General features: G+C 69.2%; 16 protein-coding genes. 8 read left to right on the top strand and 8 right to left on the bottom strand.

All coding sequences use genetic code 11. From position 1 onward, the window contains the following. The first annotated feature begins 165 nt into the window (after nt 1-165). Complete coding sequence (gene moaA / locus OH735_RS07835; RefSeq protein ID WP_406380620.1) at nt 166-1,155, top strand: GTP 3',8-cyclase MoaA; 990 nt, start codon at nt 166-168, stop codon at nt 1,153-1,155. Between the two features lie 68 nt (nt 1,156-1,223). On the opposite strand, the gene OH735_RS07830 is transcribed toward moaA, so the two are convergent. Both OH735_RS07830 and OH735_RS07825 read right to left on the bottom strand, forming a co-directional pair. Next, a complete protein-coding gene (locus OH735_RS07830; protein ID WP_406380618.1) occupies nt 1,224-1,481 on the bottom strand; it encodes a hypothetical protein in 258 nt (85 codons plus the stop codon). 262 nt (nt 1,482-1,743) lie between these two features. Beyond that, complete coding sequence (locus OH735_RS07825; RefSeq protein ID WP_406380616.1) at nt 1,744-2,109, bottom strand: DUF3099 domain-containing protein; 366 nt, start codon at nt 2,107-2,109, stop codon at nt 1,744-1,746. A gap of 246 nt (nt 2,110-2,355) precedes the next feature. On the opposite strand from OH735_RS07825, the gene OH735_RS07820 reads away from it, so the two are divergent. After that, entirely contained in the window at nt 2,356-2,631 is a 276-nt protein-coding gene (locus OH735_RS07820; RefSeq protein ID WP_406386462.1) for a GlsB/YeaQ/YmgE family stress response membrane protein, read from the top strand. Between the two features lie 172 nt (nt 2,632-2,803). On the opposite strand, the gene tyrS is transcribed toward OH735_RS07820, so the two are convergent. The 5 genes from tyrS to OH735_RS07795 all read right to left on the bottom strand — a co-directional run bounded on the left by tyrS (nt 2,804) and on the right by OH735_RS07795 (nt 8,418). Next, on the bottom strand, nt 2,804-4,069 hold the full coding sequence (tyrS, locus tag OH735_RS07815; protein WP_406380614.1) for a tyrosine--tRNA ligase: 1,266 nt from the start codon (nt 4,067-4,069) through the stop codon (nt 2,804-2,806). Between the two features lie 55 nt (nt 4,070-4,124). Continuing rightward, on the bottom strand, nt 4,125-5,519 hold the full coding sequence (locus tag OH735_RS07810; protein WP_406380613.1) for a metallopeptidase TldD-related protein: 1,395 nt from the start codon (nt 5,517-5,519) through the stop codon (nt 4,125-4,127). 82 nt (nt 5,520-5,601) lie between these two features. Then, a complete protein-coding gene (locus OH735_RS07805; RefSeq protein ID WP_406380611.1) occupies nt 5,602-7,125 on the bottom strand; it encodes a TldD/PmbA family protein in 1,524 nt (507 codons plus the stop codon). A 202-nt stretch (nt 7,126-7,327) separates the two neighbouring features. Beyond that, a complete protein-coding gene (locus tag OH735_RS07800) occupies nt 7,328-7,552 on the bottom strand; it encodes a DUF397 domain-containing protein (RefSeq protein WP_406380609.1) in 225 nt (74 codons plus the stop codon). After that, nucleotides 7,549-8,418 (bottom strand): helix-turn-helix domain-containing protein, encoded by an 870-nt coding sequence (locus OH735_RS07795; RefSeq protein ID WP_406380608.1) that lies wholly within the window; start codon nt 8,416-8,418, stop codon nt 7,549-7,551. Before OH735_RS07795 ends, OH735_RS07800 begins: the two co-directional genes overlap by 4 nt. Before the next feature lie 198 nt (nt 8,419-8,616). Here OH735_RS07795 and OH735_RS07790 point away from each other — a divergent pair, with 198 nt between their 5' ends. The 6 genes from OH735_RS07790 (at nt 8,617) to OH735_RS07765 (ending at nt 12,205) form a co-directional block, all read left to right on the top strand. Beyond that, on the top strand, nt 8,617-9,084 hold the full coding sequence (locus OH735_RS07790) for an ATP-binding protein (protein ID WP_406380606.1): 468 nt from the start codon (nt 8,617-8,619) through the stop codon (nt 9,082-9,084). Between the two features lie 168 nt (nt 9,085-9,252). After that, entirely contained in the window at nt 9,253-9,492 is a 240-nt protein-coding gene (locus OH735_RS07785) for an AbrB/MazE/SpoVT family DNA-binding domain-containing protein (protein ID WP_406380604.1), read from the top strand. After that, nucleotides 9,482-9,931: a type II toxin-antitoxin system VapC family toxin gene (locus OH735_RS07780; protein ID WP_406380603.1), complete on the top strand. Its 450-nt coding sequence runs from the start codon at nt 9,482-9,484 to the stop codon at nt 9,929-9,931. The genes OH735_RS07785 and OH735_RS07780 overlap by 11 nt, the downstream gene beginning before the upstream one ends. 225 nt (nt 9,932-10,156) lie before the next feature. After that, entirely contained in the window at nt 10,157-10,876 is a 720-nt protein-coding gene (fabG, locus tag OH735_RS07775; RefSeq protein ID WP_406380602.1) for a 3-oxoacyl-[acyl-carrier-protein] reductase, read from the top strand. A 5-nt stretch (nt 10,877-10,881) separates the two neighbouring features. Beyond that, nucleotides 10,882-11,649 carry an enoyl-ACP reductase FabI gene (gene fabI, locus OH735_RS07770; RefSeq protein ID WP_406380600.1) on the top strand — a complete coding sequence of 256 codons (768 nt, stop codon included), beginning with the start codon at nt 10,882-10,884 and terminating at the stop codon, nt 11,647-11,649. Between the two features lie 169 nt (nt 11,650-11,818). Next, nucleotides 11,819-12,205 (top strand): hypothetical protein, encoded by a 387-nt coding sequence (locus OH735_RS07765; protein ID WP_406380599.1) that lies wholly within the window; start codon nt 11,819-11,821, stop codon nt 12,203-12,205. 217 nt (nt 12,206-12,422) lie between these two features. On the opposite strand, the gene OH735_RS07760 is transcribed toward OH735_RS07765, so the two are convergent. Further along, nucleotides 12,423-13,097: a FadR/GntR family transcriptional regulator gene (locus OH735_RS07760; RefSeq protein ID WP_406380598.1), complete on the bottom strand. Its 675-nt coding sequence runs from the start codon at nt 13,095-13,097 to the stop codon at nt 12,423-12,425. Nucleotides 13,098-13,116 lie beyond the last annotated feature (19 nt).

The raw sequence follows: 13,116 nt of genomic DNA, 5'->3' as shown, positions 1-13,116 counted from the left end.
GGAACCGGGTACGGCAACGGCCGTGTCGTAGAGTCCTACGACACGGCCGTGCCGCTCCTTGTGCCATACGGGCCCTCTGCGATGTCACAGGTCTCGCGTAGTCTCGGAGGAGTCAGCCCGGAGCCGGACATGGCGGCCGGGAAGCAATCGCGGGAGGGGGCCCACATGCTCATCGACACCTACGACCGGGTCGCCACCGACCTGCGCGTGTCACTGACCGACCGCTGCAATCTGCGGTGCACGTACTGCATGCCGGAAGAGGGCCTGCAGTGGCTGGCCAAGCCCGACCTGCTCAGCGACGACGAGATCGTCCGCCTGGTCCGCATCGCCGTCACCCGGCTGGGCATCACCGAGGTCCGCTTCACCGGCGGTGAGCCGCTGCTGCGCCCCGGGCTCGTCTCCATCGTCGAGCGCTGCGCGGCACTGACCCCGCGCCCCAGGATGTCGCTCACCAGCAACGGCATAGGGCTCAAGCGCACCGCGGCCGCGCTCAAGGCCGCCGGCCTGGACCGGGTCAATGTCTCGCTGGACACCCTGCGCCCCGACGTCTTCAAGACCCTCACCCGCCGCGACCGTCACCACGACGTGCTGGCCGGCCTCGAAGCCGCCCGCGACGCCGGTCTCACCCCGGTCAAGGTCAACACCGTCCTGATGCCGGGACTCAACGACGACGAGGCCCCCGACCTGCTCGCCTGGGCCGTCGAGCACGGCTACGAGCTCCGCTTCATCGAGCAGATGCCGCTCGACGCCCAGCACGGCTGGAAGCGTGACGGCATGATCACGGCAGGCGACATACTCCAGTCGCTGCGCACCCGCTTCACCCTCACCGAGGAGGGCGACACGGAGCGCGGCTCCGCCCCCGCCGAGCGCTGGCTCGTCGACGGCGGACCCCACCGGGTGGGCGTCATCGCCTCCGTCACCCGCCCCTTCTGCCGGGCCTGCGACCGCACCAGGCTCACCGCCGACGGCCAGGTGCGCACGTGCCTGTTCGCCCGCGAGGAGACCGATCTGCGCGGCGCCCTGCGCTCCGACGCGCCGGACGAGGAGATCGCCCGGATCTGGACGCTCGCGATGTGGGGAAAGAAGGCCGGGTCTGGTCTGGACGACCCGTCCTTCCTGCAGCCCGACCGGCCGATGTCGGCGATCGGTGGCTAGTGCCGTGAGGGGCACTAGTGCCGGGAGGGGCACTAGTGCCGGGAGGGGCACTAGTGCCGGGAGGGGCACTAGGACCGGCCCGGTCCCGGTCCTTCGGACTCCCATTCCGTCAGCGTCACGACATCCTTGAGGAAGCCCCGGACGCCCAGGAACGAGGAGAGGTGCTCCCGGTGTTCTTCGCAGGCCAGCCACGTCTTACGGCGTTCAGGGGTGTGCAGCTTCGGGTTGTTCCAGGCCAGCACCCACACGGCGGCGGCCCGGCAGCCCTTGGCGGAACAGATGGGTGCGGCGGCAGCGCTCTCGGCCGCGGAATCAGGGGAGTTCACGGACTCAACCCTAGGCCAGCGCCCGTACCGGCCGAACGGACAGGCTGTCCCGGACAACCCTCACCGGAAAAAGCGACGCCGAGCAGCCACGGGGGGAGCTGCCCGGCGTCGGTCTGTCGCTCCGACGGGGGATGCGGAGCGCTTTCGAAGTATGTCACGCAGACCGGGGTGCGGTGCACCGTAACTTCATGATTGGTCTGTCGTTTTCCCGAGGATCGGGTGTGGCGTGGCCTCAACTGTGCTTATGCCGATTTCCGGTGGCTCATGCCGATTCCCCGGCGCGCCGGACCCCGTCGGTCTCCGGACCGGGTTCCGCGGGACCGGGTACGGGCGCGGCGTCGAGCACCGGCCGCACCGGCGCCGGGACGAAGGTCGAAGGAAGTGAAGGGGTGTTCTCCCGGCCCGCGTTGGCGATGACCACTGCCACGTACGGGAGCAGTACCCCGAGCGCCAGCGCGACGATCGCGACATACCGCTCGACGTTCCACAGCACGGCGGCCAGGATCACCGCGACCGTCCGCACGGACATCGAGATCACATAGCGCCGCTGTCTGCCGCGCACATCGTCCGCGAGCCCCTGCCGCGCCCCCGTGATCCGGAAGACCTCGACACCGCTCTGCTTCCGCATCACGCCTCCACCACCCATCCCCAGCACCTCACGGGTCGGGGAAGCCCACATTCCCGCTCCGGACGCTCCCCGGACCGGACCGCACCCACGGTACGCCCGGTGGCCGACGGCTTCGAGACCGGGGCGCGCCGTATTCGTGCGACCGAAAGCCGGGCCGCGCAGACGGACGCGTCCGGCATGCGGCGCACGGTCCACTGGCCGAGACTGGGCCCACATGCGCGACATCACGTTGCACGAGGAGACGACATGGGCTGGTTGTGGGCAATCATCGTGGGCCTGGTGCTCGGCCTGATCGCGAAGGCGATCCTGCCCGGGAAACAGAGCATCCCGCTCTGGCTGACAACGATCTTCGGCATCGTCGGAAGCGTCCTCGGCAATACCGTCGCCACCTGGATCGGGGTCAACGACACCCGGGGCATCGACTGGACGCGCCATCTGTTCCAGCTGATCGGCGCCGTGGTCATCGTCGGGGTCGGCGACATACTGTGGACGTCGTTCCGCAGCAGCAGACAGAAGGCCTGAACCGAACCGACGGGCAGCTCGGGCGGCGTCGGGCCCCCGGACCCCGGCCCCCTCGGACCTCGGCCCCCCTTGGACCTCGGCCCTCCAGACCTCGAACCCCGGGCCACAACGCAACCGCGGCCGGGCACGCGTCACGCGTGCCCGGCCGCGGTGCGACGTCCGTTCTCCGGGATCAGCCGGTGACCTCGACGGCGGCGAGGTTCTTCTTGCCCCGGCGCAGCACCAGCCAGCGCCCGTGCAGCAGCTCCTCACGGGCCGGTGCGCTCTCGCCGTCCGTGACCTTGACGTTGTTCACGTACGCACCGCCCTCCTTCACCGTGCGGCGCGCGCCCGACTTGCTCGGCGCCAGGCCGACCTCCACCAGGAGGTCCACCAGCGGGCCGAGCTCGGTGACCTGCGCGTGCGGCACCTCGGACAGCGCGGCGCTCAGCGTCGCCTCGTCCAGCTCGCTGAGCTCGCCCTGGCCGAAGAGCGCCTTCGACGCCGCGATGACCGCGGCGCACTGGTCGGCGCCGTGCACCAGCGTCGTCAGTTCCTCGGCCAGCGCGCGCTGCGCCGTCCGGGCCTGCGGACGCTCCTCGGTGACCTTCTCCAGCTCCTCCAGCTCCGCGGGGGTGCGGAAGCTGAGGATGCGCATGTACCGGGAGATGTCCCGGTCGTCCACGTTCAGCCAGAACTGGTAGAACGCGTACGGCGTCGTCATCGTCGGGTCGAGCCAGACGGCCCCACTCTCGGACTTGCCGAACTTGGTCCCGTCCGCCTTCGTCATCAGCGGCGTCGCCAGCGCGTGCACCTCGGCGCCCGGCTCCAGGCGGTGGATCAGGTCGAGACCGGCGGTGAGGTTGCCCCACTGGTCGCTGCCGCCCTGCTGGAGGGTGCAGCCGTAGCGCCGGTACAGCTCCAGGTAGTCCATGCTCTGGAGCAGCTGGTAGCTGAACTCGGTGTAGCTGATGCCCTCGTCGGACTCCAGCCGCCGGGCGATGGATTCCTTGGTCAGCATCTTGTTGACGCGGAAGTGCTTGCCGATGTCCCGGAGGAACTCGATCGCCGACATGCCCGAGGTCCAGTCCAGGTTGTTCACCATGACTGCCGCGTTCTCGCCCTCGAAGGACAGGAACGGCTCGATCTGAGACCGCAGCCGCGTCACCCAGTTGGCGATCGTCTCCGGATCGTTCAGCGTGCGCTCCGCGGTCGGCCGCGGGTCACCGATCTGACCGGTGGCCCCGCCCACCAGGGCGAGCGGCCGCAGACCGGCCATCTGGAGCCGGCGCATGGTGAGCACCTGCACCAGATGGCCGACGTGCAGACTCGCCGCGCTGGGGTCGTAGCCGCAATAGAAGGTGACAGGACCGTCCGCGAGAGCCTTGCGCAGTGCGTCCTCGTCAGTGGACTGGGCGAACAGCCCGCGCCACTTCAGCTCGTCGACGATGTCCGTCACGGTTCCGTGTCTCCTCAGCTACGTGTATCGAAAGGCAACAGTCAGTCTAGGCGGGTCACACGCCCGCGCTCACCGAGCTCATGTTGAAGTCCGGGATCCGCAGCGCGGGCATGGCGGCCCGGGTGAACCAGTCGCCCCACTCGCGTGGCAGCGTCTTCTCCGTACGGCCCGCTTCCGTGGCCCGCGACAGCAGATCCACCGGCGACTCGTTGAACCGGAAGTTGTTCACCTCGCCGACGACCTCGCCGTCCTCGACGAGATACACCCCGTCGCGGGTCAGCCCGGTCAGCAGCAGCGTCGCCGGATCGACCTCCCGGATGTACCACATGCAGGTCAGCAGCAGCCCGCGGCCGGTCGTCGCGGCCACCATCTCCTCCAGCGACCGCTCACCACCGCCTTCGAGCAGCAGATTGTCGATCGCCGGCGCGACCGGCAGCCCGGTCAGCCCCGCCGTGTGCCGGGTGGTCGTCAGATGCTCCAGCCTGCCGTCCCGAATCCAGTCGGTCGACGCCAGCGGCAGACCGTTGTCGAACACGGAAGCGCCGTCCCCGGAGGCATGGGCGATCACGAACGGCGCCGACTCCAGGCCCGGCGCGTGCGGGTCGCTGCGCAGCGACAACGGCAACTCGGACAGCCTCTCGCCGATCCTCGTCCCGCCGCCCGGCTTGGAGAACACCGTCCGGCCCTCCGCGGCGTCCCGTGCCGTCGACGACCACAGCTGGTAGATCAGCAGATCCGCCACCGCGGTCGGCGGCAGCAGCGTCTCGTACCGCCCGGCGGGCAGCTCGATACGGCGCTCCGCCCAGCGCAGCCGCTGCGCCAGCTCCGCGTCGAGTTCGGCCGGGTCGACGTCCTTGAAGTCGCGCGTGGAACGGCCCGCCCAGGTCGACCGGGTCCGGTCGGGGGACTTGGCGTTGAGCTCCAGCGTCCCGTTCGGCTGGTCGTGGCGCAGCCGCAGCCCCGTCGATGTGCCCAGATACGTCGACGTCAGCTGGTGGTGCGCGAAGCCGTACAGCTCACGGCCACCGGACCGGGCCCGGGCGAAGGCGTCGCCGAGCGCCGGGGCGAACTCCGCGAAGACGTCCGATCCCGTCTCGGCCGGTGCGTCCGCGAAGTCGGGCGAGGCGGGCACCCCGCCGACCAGCGGCTGTGCGTCCTCCGCGGGCCCGGCCCCGCGTGCGGCGGCCTCGGCGGCCCGCACCAGCGGCTCCAGATCGTCGGCGGTGACCGCGGACCGCGACACCACCCCGGACGCGGTGCCCTGCGCCCCGTCGACGGTCGCGATGACGGTCAGGGTCCGCCCCCGCGTCACGCCGTTCGTCGTGAGCGCGTTGCCGGCCCAGCGCAGATTCGCGGACGACTCCTCGTCGGCGATGACCACACAGCCGTCGGCGGTGGACAGTTCGAGCGCCCGCTCGACGATCTCGTGCGGCTTGCTGACGCGGCTCATCGTCCGGCCTCCTGCGTCGTGTCGAGACTGTGCTGTCCCGGGTGTCGACCCCCGGACCCCCGGCCGGTTCCGTGGTGAACGCTCATCGTCCGGCCTCCTGCGTCGTGTTGAGGATGTTCACGCCCCGGAAGAGGGCGGAGGGGCAGCCGTGCGAGACCGCCGCGACCTGGCCCGGCTGGGCCTTGCCGCAGTTGAAGGCGCCGCCCAGGACGTACGTCTGCGGGCCACCGACCTTCTCCATCGAGCCCCAGAAGTCCGTCGTCGTCGCCTGGTACGCGACATCACGCAGCTGACCGGCCAGCCTGCCGTTCTCGATCCGGAAGAACCGCTGCGCGGTGAATTGGAAGTTGTAGCGCTGCTGGTCGATCGACCAGGACCGGTCGCCGACCACATAGATCCCGCGCTCCACCCCGCCGATCAGATCCTCCGTGGACAGCCCGCCCGGATCCGGCCGCAGCGACACGTTCGCCATCCGCTGCACGGGGACATGGCCCGGCGAGTCGGCGTAGGCACACCCGTTGGACCGGCCCAGACCCGTCAGCTTCGCGATCCGCCGGTCCAGCTGGTACCCGACCAGCGTCCCGTCCTTGACCAGGTCCCAGGACTGCGCCTCGACCCCCTCGTCGTCGTACCCGATGGTCGCGAGCCCGTGCTCGGTGGTGCGGTCGCCCGTCACATTCATCACGGGGGAGCCGTACGCCAGCTTGCCCAGCTGGTCGAAGGTGGCGAACGAGGTCCCGGCGTACGCGGCCTCGTACCCCAGCGCCCGGTCCAGCTCGGTGGCATGGCCGATCGACTCATGGATGGTCAGCCAGAGATTCGACGGGTCGACGACCAGGTCGTACGTCCCCGCCTCGACGCTTGGCGCCCGCATCTTCTCGGCCAGCAGCCCGGGAATCCGCTCCAGCTCGTCGTCCCAGTCCCAGCCGGTCCCGGTCAGGTACTCCCAGCCGCGGCCCACCGGCGGGGCGATAGTCCGCATCGAGTCGAACTCACCCGTGGTCCCGTCCACGGCGACCGCGGTGAGCTGCGGATGCAGCCGCACCCGCTGCTGGGTGGTGACGGTGCCCGCCGTGTCCGCGTAGAACTTGTTCTCGTGGACGGTCATCAGCGAGGCGTCCACATGCGCGACGCCCTCCGCGCCCAGAAGCCGGCTGCTCCACTCGGCGAGCAGCCCCGCCTTCTCCTCGTCCGGTACGGAGAACGGGTCGATGTCGTACGCCGACACCCAGGTCCGTTCACCGTGCACCGGCTCGTCCGCCAGCTCCACGCGCTCGTCCGAGCCCGCCGCCGCGATCACCTTCGCCGAGAGCTTCGCCATGGCGACCGCCTGGGACGCCACCTTCGCCGCGGCGTCCATGGTCAGATCCACCCCGGACGCGAACCCCCACGCCCCGCCGTGCACCACCCGCACCGCGTACCCGAGGTCGGTGGTGTCCGAGGTCCCGGAGGGCTTGGCGTCGCGCAGCCGCCAGGACGCGCTGCGCACCCGCTCGAACCGGAAGTCGGCATGCACGGCCCCCAGCGCACGCGCGCGGGCGAGCGCCGCGTCGGCGAGGGCCCGCAGGGGCAGGGCCAGGAATGACTGATCTACCTCATGAGGCATGTAGTGCTCCGTCTTTTCGGCATGTGTCCGCAGTGAACCATGCCGTGCGCCGAGGGCGACGGGCCATAGGTTTCCCGGATGAGCGCGCCGGACTCGTCAACCGGTTCGGCGTGGGCCACCCGAGTCCTGGATCCGATCGCGGTGCCTCGAACAGAGCTTCATCTCCTACGAGATGGCCCCTCGGGCCAGCCGCGCCGACCGATCAAAGGTCGCCGTCGATCACACCCGCCCTGAACGCGGCCCACCCCGAGGCCGTGAACCGCAGCGGGTTACGCGCAGGGTCCTTCGAGTCGCGTACGGCCCTGCAGCCATCGGGAAGATGGGCGACCTCTACGCAGTTGCCCTCCCCGCCGCTGGCGGTGGCTTTGTGCCAGGTAACCGCGGAGATGTCGTATGCGTACAGTTCCGCTTCGCGATCTTCGTTCACTTACGGTGTCTCTCTTCCATCTGGGAAATCAGCGTCAGTGAGTCGTCCGTCGGCAGTGCCGCCGCAACGATTCGCTCGAACGCGTCGGCGAAAGTCCCCACTTCGCCGACTCCCTCAACGTAGGACGACCCGATGAGATTCTCCAGCAGAACTACATCCGGCATCGGTCCGGGGAAGCCGACGAGGCTGAAGCCGCCGACGCTCCCCGGATGGGGTGTGCCGTTGAGCGGCATCACCTGGAGTGTCACATGCGGCATCTCCGAGACGTCCAGCAGCCTGCGCAACTGCTCGCGCATGGTCGTCGGCCGCGTGGCGAACCTCTGGTGCAGCACGGCTTCATGGATGATCGCCCAGAGCTTCAGCGCCCCCGAGGGGCGGGTGAGTACGGCCTGACGCGCCTGGCGGACCTCTGCGAGTGCGGCGACTTCTTCGGGCGTGCGCGTGATCGCGTTGGCGGCGATGGTCTCCCTTGCGTACGCGGCGGTCTGAAGAAGGCCGGGAATGAGCAGCGGCGCGAATTCGCGCACGCTTTCGGCATCGGATTCGAGTGAGATGTAGTCCGCGTACGTGGGCGACACGATGCCGCTGTACGTCTGCCACCAGCCCTGCTTGCGGGCGTCCTTGGCGAGTCCTTCCAGGGCCGCGACCACCTCTTGGTCATCGATCCCGTACACCCTGAGCAACTCGGCCACCTCCGTCGGCCGGACATGACCGTTGGCGGTCTCGATCCGGGACAGCTTGGGGCCGAGCCACCCCAGCGCTTCGGCTGCCGAGTCGAGGGTGAGGCCGGCTGCGATTCGATACCGGCGGAGGGCTTCGCCGAGCCGGCGTCGGCGGACTGTGGGAACTGGTCGCGCGTTTGGCATGCCCGGAGTCTGGCAGCGTCCCTGTGTGCAAGTCGACGCAGCGGACCACTGAGCAATCAAATCGGGTGACAAACTTGCGAATTGCTTGCGTGGTTTGTGATGCCTGCGCTCAAGTTGGCTCGATAGCACATGAGTTGAAACCCAGGGCGAGAAGTCGAGCGCGGCCCCGCGCCGCAGGCTGGAGGCGTCATGTTCGGCATGGCCGACGAGGAAGACCAGGACCCGCAATCCCCGCCACCCGCCGTCGGACGCTACGCGCGCTACCGGAGCCGCGGCTTCGCCGCACACATCAACGCCTCCGGCCCGAACCTCCGCTCCGTACGTGAGCTCACCGTCAAGGCCCTGGCCGAGCTCGGCGTGCAGGGCGACGTGGCCGACACCGCACAGCTCGTCGTGTCGGAGCTCGTCGGGAACGCCGTCCGGGCCTGCGGGGATCACGTGCCCGTCGTGGTGGAGGTGTACGCCGCGGCCTTCGGGGTCGCGGTCAATGTCCACGACCCGGACCCCCGCACCGTTCCGCGCCGTCGCGGTATCGCGCTGGACGACGCGGAGGCCGAGGCCGGTCGCGGCCTCGCGCTGCTGGATCTGCTCGCACCGGGCTGGCACGTGGTCCGGTCGTCGATCGGCAAGCAGATCCGCTGTCGCGTGCCCTGTCCGATGGGATGAGCCCCACCGTGATGCGCGGGTGGAGCCATGAGGCGTAACGCGTGACGCTCGTCTGCAAGCAGATCCGCTGCCTGCTGAAGGGCCGAGCCCGGGTGCGGGGTCGAGGGGCGGAGTAGCGTGAGTGTATTACGTGTCGCATCAGCTACGAGATACGTCTTGGAGGGCGAGATGCTGCTCAACAGCAAGGGCCAGGTCACGATCCCCGCCGCGCTGCGTGCCAAGTACCACCTCCGCGAGGGCGACCGAGTGGACGTCATAGAGGTGGACGGAGCTCTGCAGATCGTGCGTGTGGACGATGGAGAAACACCAGGAGAGCGGCTGGTCCGGCGGATGCGGGACAGCAGGGTCAGCCAGGACGTGGAAGGCATGTCCACCGACGAGATCATGGAGATGCTGCGTGGCGACTGAGCGTGCCCGGCCACGGCTTGTCCGGGGCGGTGCGCCCCCGGCTGTGCTCGTCGATTCGTGCGTCATCCTCGACGTCGTCACCGGCGATCCCCGCTGGTGCGAGTGGTCTGCCGGAAAGATCGCCGAGGCCAGGGATGAGGGAGCCCTGGTCATCAACCCGGTCATCTACGCGGAGATCTCCGTCGGTTACGACTCGGTCGAGTTGTTGGACGACATGCTCGGCCCGGACTACGAACGCCACCCGCTGCCCTGGACGGCCGCCTTCCTGGCCGGCAAGGCGTTCAGACGGTATCGCGCGAACGGCGGGCAGAAGCGTTCTCCGCTGCCTGATTTCTACATCGGGGCGCACGCGGCGGTCGCCGGATATCGCCTGCTGACCCGTGACGCGGCGCGCTACCGCACGTACTTTCCCCGCATCGAAGTGATCGCGCCCGGCTGACCGGGGCGGGGGGCTTCGTTGTCGCAACGTCACCTCCGAGGAGAGGTGGCGCCGACCACGCCGGTCGCTGGCACACTCGCTGGTACAGGAAACGTTCGTTCGGAGCGGGCACTGTAGGAACCCCACAGTGCCCGAGGTAAGGCGCTGTCAGGGGCCGATTGCTCGCGGAGCGGGTGGTACCGATAGGTTTTCGAGGTACCAGACCGCTATCGAAAGGGTGATCCGTTGAGCCGCTCGGTTCTCGTCACCGGAGGAAACCGGGGCATCGGCCTCGCCATCGCCCGCGCTTTCGCCGACAACGGCGACAAGGTCGCGATCACGTACCGCTCGGGCGAGCCCCCCCAGATCCTCACCGAGGCGGGCGTTCTGGCCGTCCGGTGCGACATCACGGACGCCGAACAGGTGGAGCAGGCCTACAAGGAGATCGAGGACAAGCACGGTCCCGTCGAGGTACTGGTCGCCAACGCCGGTATCACCAAGGACCAGTTGCTGATGCGGATGTCCGAGGACGACTTCACGTCCGTGGTCGACACCAACCTCACCGGCACCTTCCGGGTCGTCAAGCGCGCCAACCGCGGCATGCTGCGCGCCAAGAAGGGCCGCGTCGTCCTCATCTCCTCCGTCGTCGGGCTGCTCGGCTCGGCCGGGCAGGCGAACTACGCCGCCTCCAAGGCAGGTCTGGTCGGCTTCGCCCGGTCGCTGGCTCGTGAGCTCGGCTCGCGGAACATCACTTTCAACGTCGTCGCGCCCGGTTTTGTCGACACCGACATGACGCAGGCGCTCACCGAGGAGCAGCGCAAGGGCATCGTGTCCCAGGTGCCGCTCGGCCGCTACGCGCAGCCCGAGGAGATCGCCGCCGCAGTGCGCTTCCTCGCCTCCGACGACGCGTCGTACATCACTGGAGCCGTCATCCCCGTTGACGGCGGATTGGGCATGGGTCACTGATCACCATGAGCGGAATTCTCGACGGCAAGCGCATCCTCATCACCGGTGTGCTGATGGAGTCGTCCATCGCTTTCCACGCCGCCAAGGTGGCCCAGGAGCAGGGCGCCGAGGTCATCCTGACCGCCTTCCCCCGGCCCACGCTGACGGAGCGCATCGCCAAGAAGCTGCCGAAGCCGGCCAAGGTCATCGAGCTGGACGTGACCAACGCCGAGCACCTCGACCGCCTCGCCGGTCTGGTCCGTGACGAGCTCGGTTCGCTCGACGGCGTCGTGCACTCCATCGGTTTCGCGCCGCAGGACGCGCTCGGCGGCAACTTCCTGAACACCCCGTTCGAGTCGGTCGCCACGGCGATGCACGTCTCGGCGTTCTCGCTGAAGTCGCTCGCCATGGCTTGCAAGCCGCTGATGAACGACGGCGGCTCGATCGTCGGCCTCACCTTCGACGCGCAGTACGCCTGGCCGCAGTACGACTGGATGGGCCCGGCCAAGGCGGCGCTGGAGGCCACCTCCCGCTACCTCGCCCGTGACCTGGGCAAGGACGACATCCGCTGCAACCTGGTCTCCGCCGGTCCGCTCAAGTCCATGGCCGCGAAGTCCATCCCGGGCTTCACCGAGCTCGCGGACGTGTGGAACACCCGCTCCCCGCTGGCCTGGGACATGACGGACCCGGAGCCGGCCGGCCGCGGTATCGTCGCCCTGCTCTCGGACTTCTTCCCGAAGACCACGGGCGAGATCGTCCACGTCGACGGTGGCGTGCACATGATGGGTGCCTGAACCCGCGCCGACAGGCTGTGACACGGCCGCGTACCGCCTCTGAGCAGGCGGTACGCGGCCGTCGTGCGTCTGCGCCCGGTCCCGACCCACTCAAGTCGAAAAGATGGTCGATCCACCGCAGAATGTGGTGGAACCGGACTTTTGGTCAGGCTGCGGGGAGGAGGTCGCTGTGCGCTCCACACGTCGCCGAACCTGGGCCCTGCCGGCGGTCTCCATGGTCATCGCCGGACTGATAGCCCCCCTGGGCATATCCGTCATATCCATGGCGGGGCGGGGTGGAACCGGGGCATCAGCTCCCGACGCTCCCACCCCGGAGCCCGCCGGATCCGAATGCCGTACGTCGGTCCTGGGTTCACGAGTCGTCGCCTACTGCCACAACCCGTACCCCTCCACCGACCGTGTGCAGCTGCACACCGAATGCCGCCGCTGGTGGGACATAGACGCCGACGCGACCCCGGTCGACGTGGGACCGGGACAGACCGTGCGGCTCGACGACCGCTGCTGGAAGGAAGTCGGCTCGGTCTGGGTCACACACCGGGTGCAGAGCTCCGTTTGACGCGCGACGTTCCGTTTCGCGTTGCGCCGCGACCCCCGGTCGACGCGAAGAGGCTTCGCCTGAGGTAACGCGACCCCTGGTCGACGCGAAGAGGCTTCGCCTGACGTAACGCGACCCCCGTTCGACGCGGAGTGGCTCCGCCCGACGCAGCGCGACCCCCGGTCGACCCGAGATGACTTCGACCCTCACGCCTGGTCCGCCGGACGGCCGCGCCCCCTCACACCCGGTCCACCAGACAGCTCAGCGCATGACTCGCCGCCTCGGCCGCCGCCGTCTCCGTGTCCCCCGCCCGGATCGCCTCGACCAGCCGGCTGTGGTCCATGAGGTTCTCCGGCCCGAGCTCATGGCCGACATCGACCCTGAGATAGTCGCGCAGCAGATCGCCCAGGTCCGCGTAGAGGCCGGTCAGCACGTCATTGTGCGAGGCCGCGACCACCGCAAGATGCAGCGTCGCATCCGCCGCGACGAACGCCTCGGCATCACCCGCGGCCCAGGTCTCCTCCCGCCGCGCCAAGAGCGCGTCCAACTGCTTCAGATCCCGTTCGGTGCGCCGGGCGGCCGCCAGCCGTGCCGCCGACGACTCCAGGGTGGAACGCAGCTCGGCGACATGGCGCGGATCGGCGGTGGCGAAGCGGCGGTGCATCACCCCGGCCAGTTCACTGACGGCGACGACATAGGTACCCGAGCCCTGCCGGATGTCGAGCAGGCCGTTGTGCGCGAGTGCGCGCACGGCCTCGCGGACGGTGTTACGGGCCACGCCCAGCTGCTCCACCAGTTCGGGCTCGGTGGGAATCCGTGAACCCACGGGCCACTCGCCCGAGGTGATCTGATTCCTCAGCTGGGCAATCACCTGGTCGGCGAGTGCCGAACGCCGCGGAGACGTCAGCGCCATGGTGCTCCTTGCTCGGGTT

The organism is Streptomyces sp. NBC_01618, from assembly GCF_045209435.1.
Lineage (GTDB): Bacteria > Actinomycetota > Actinomycetes > Streptomycetales > Streptomycetaceae > Streptomyces.
Note: the sequence above shows the minus strand (reverse complement) of the source record. Positions and strands in the feature narration are given on the sequence as shown.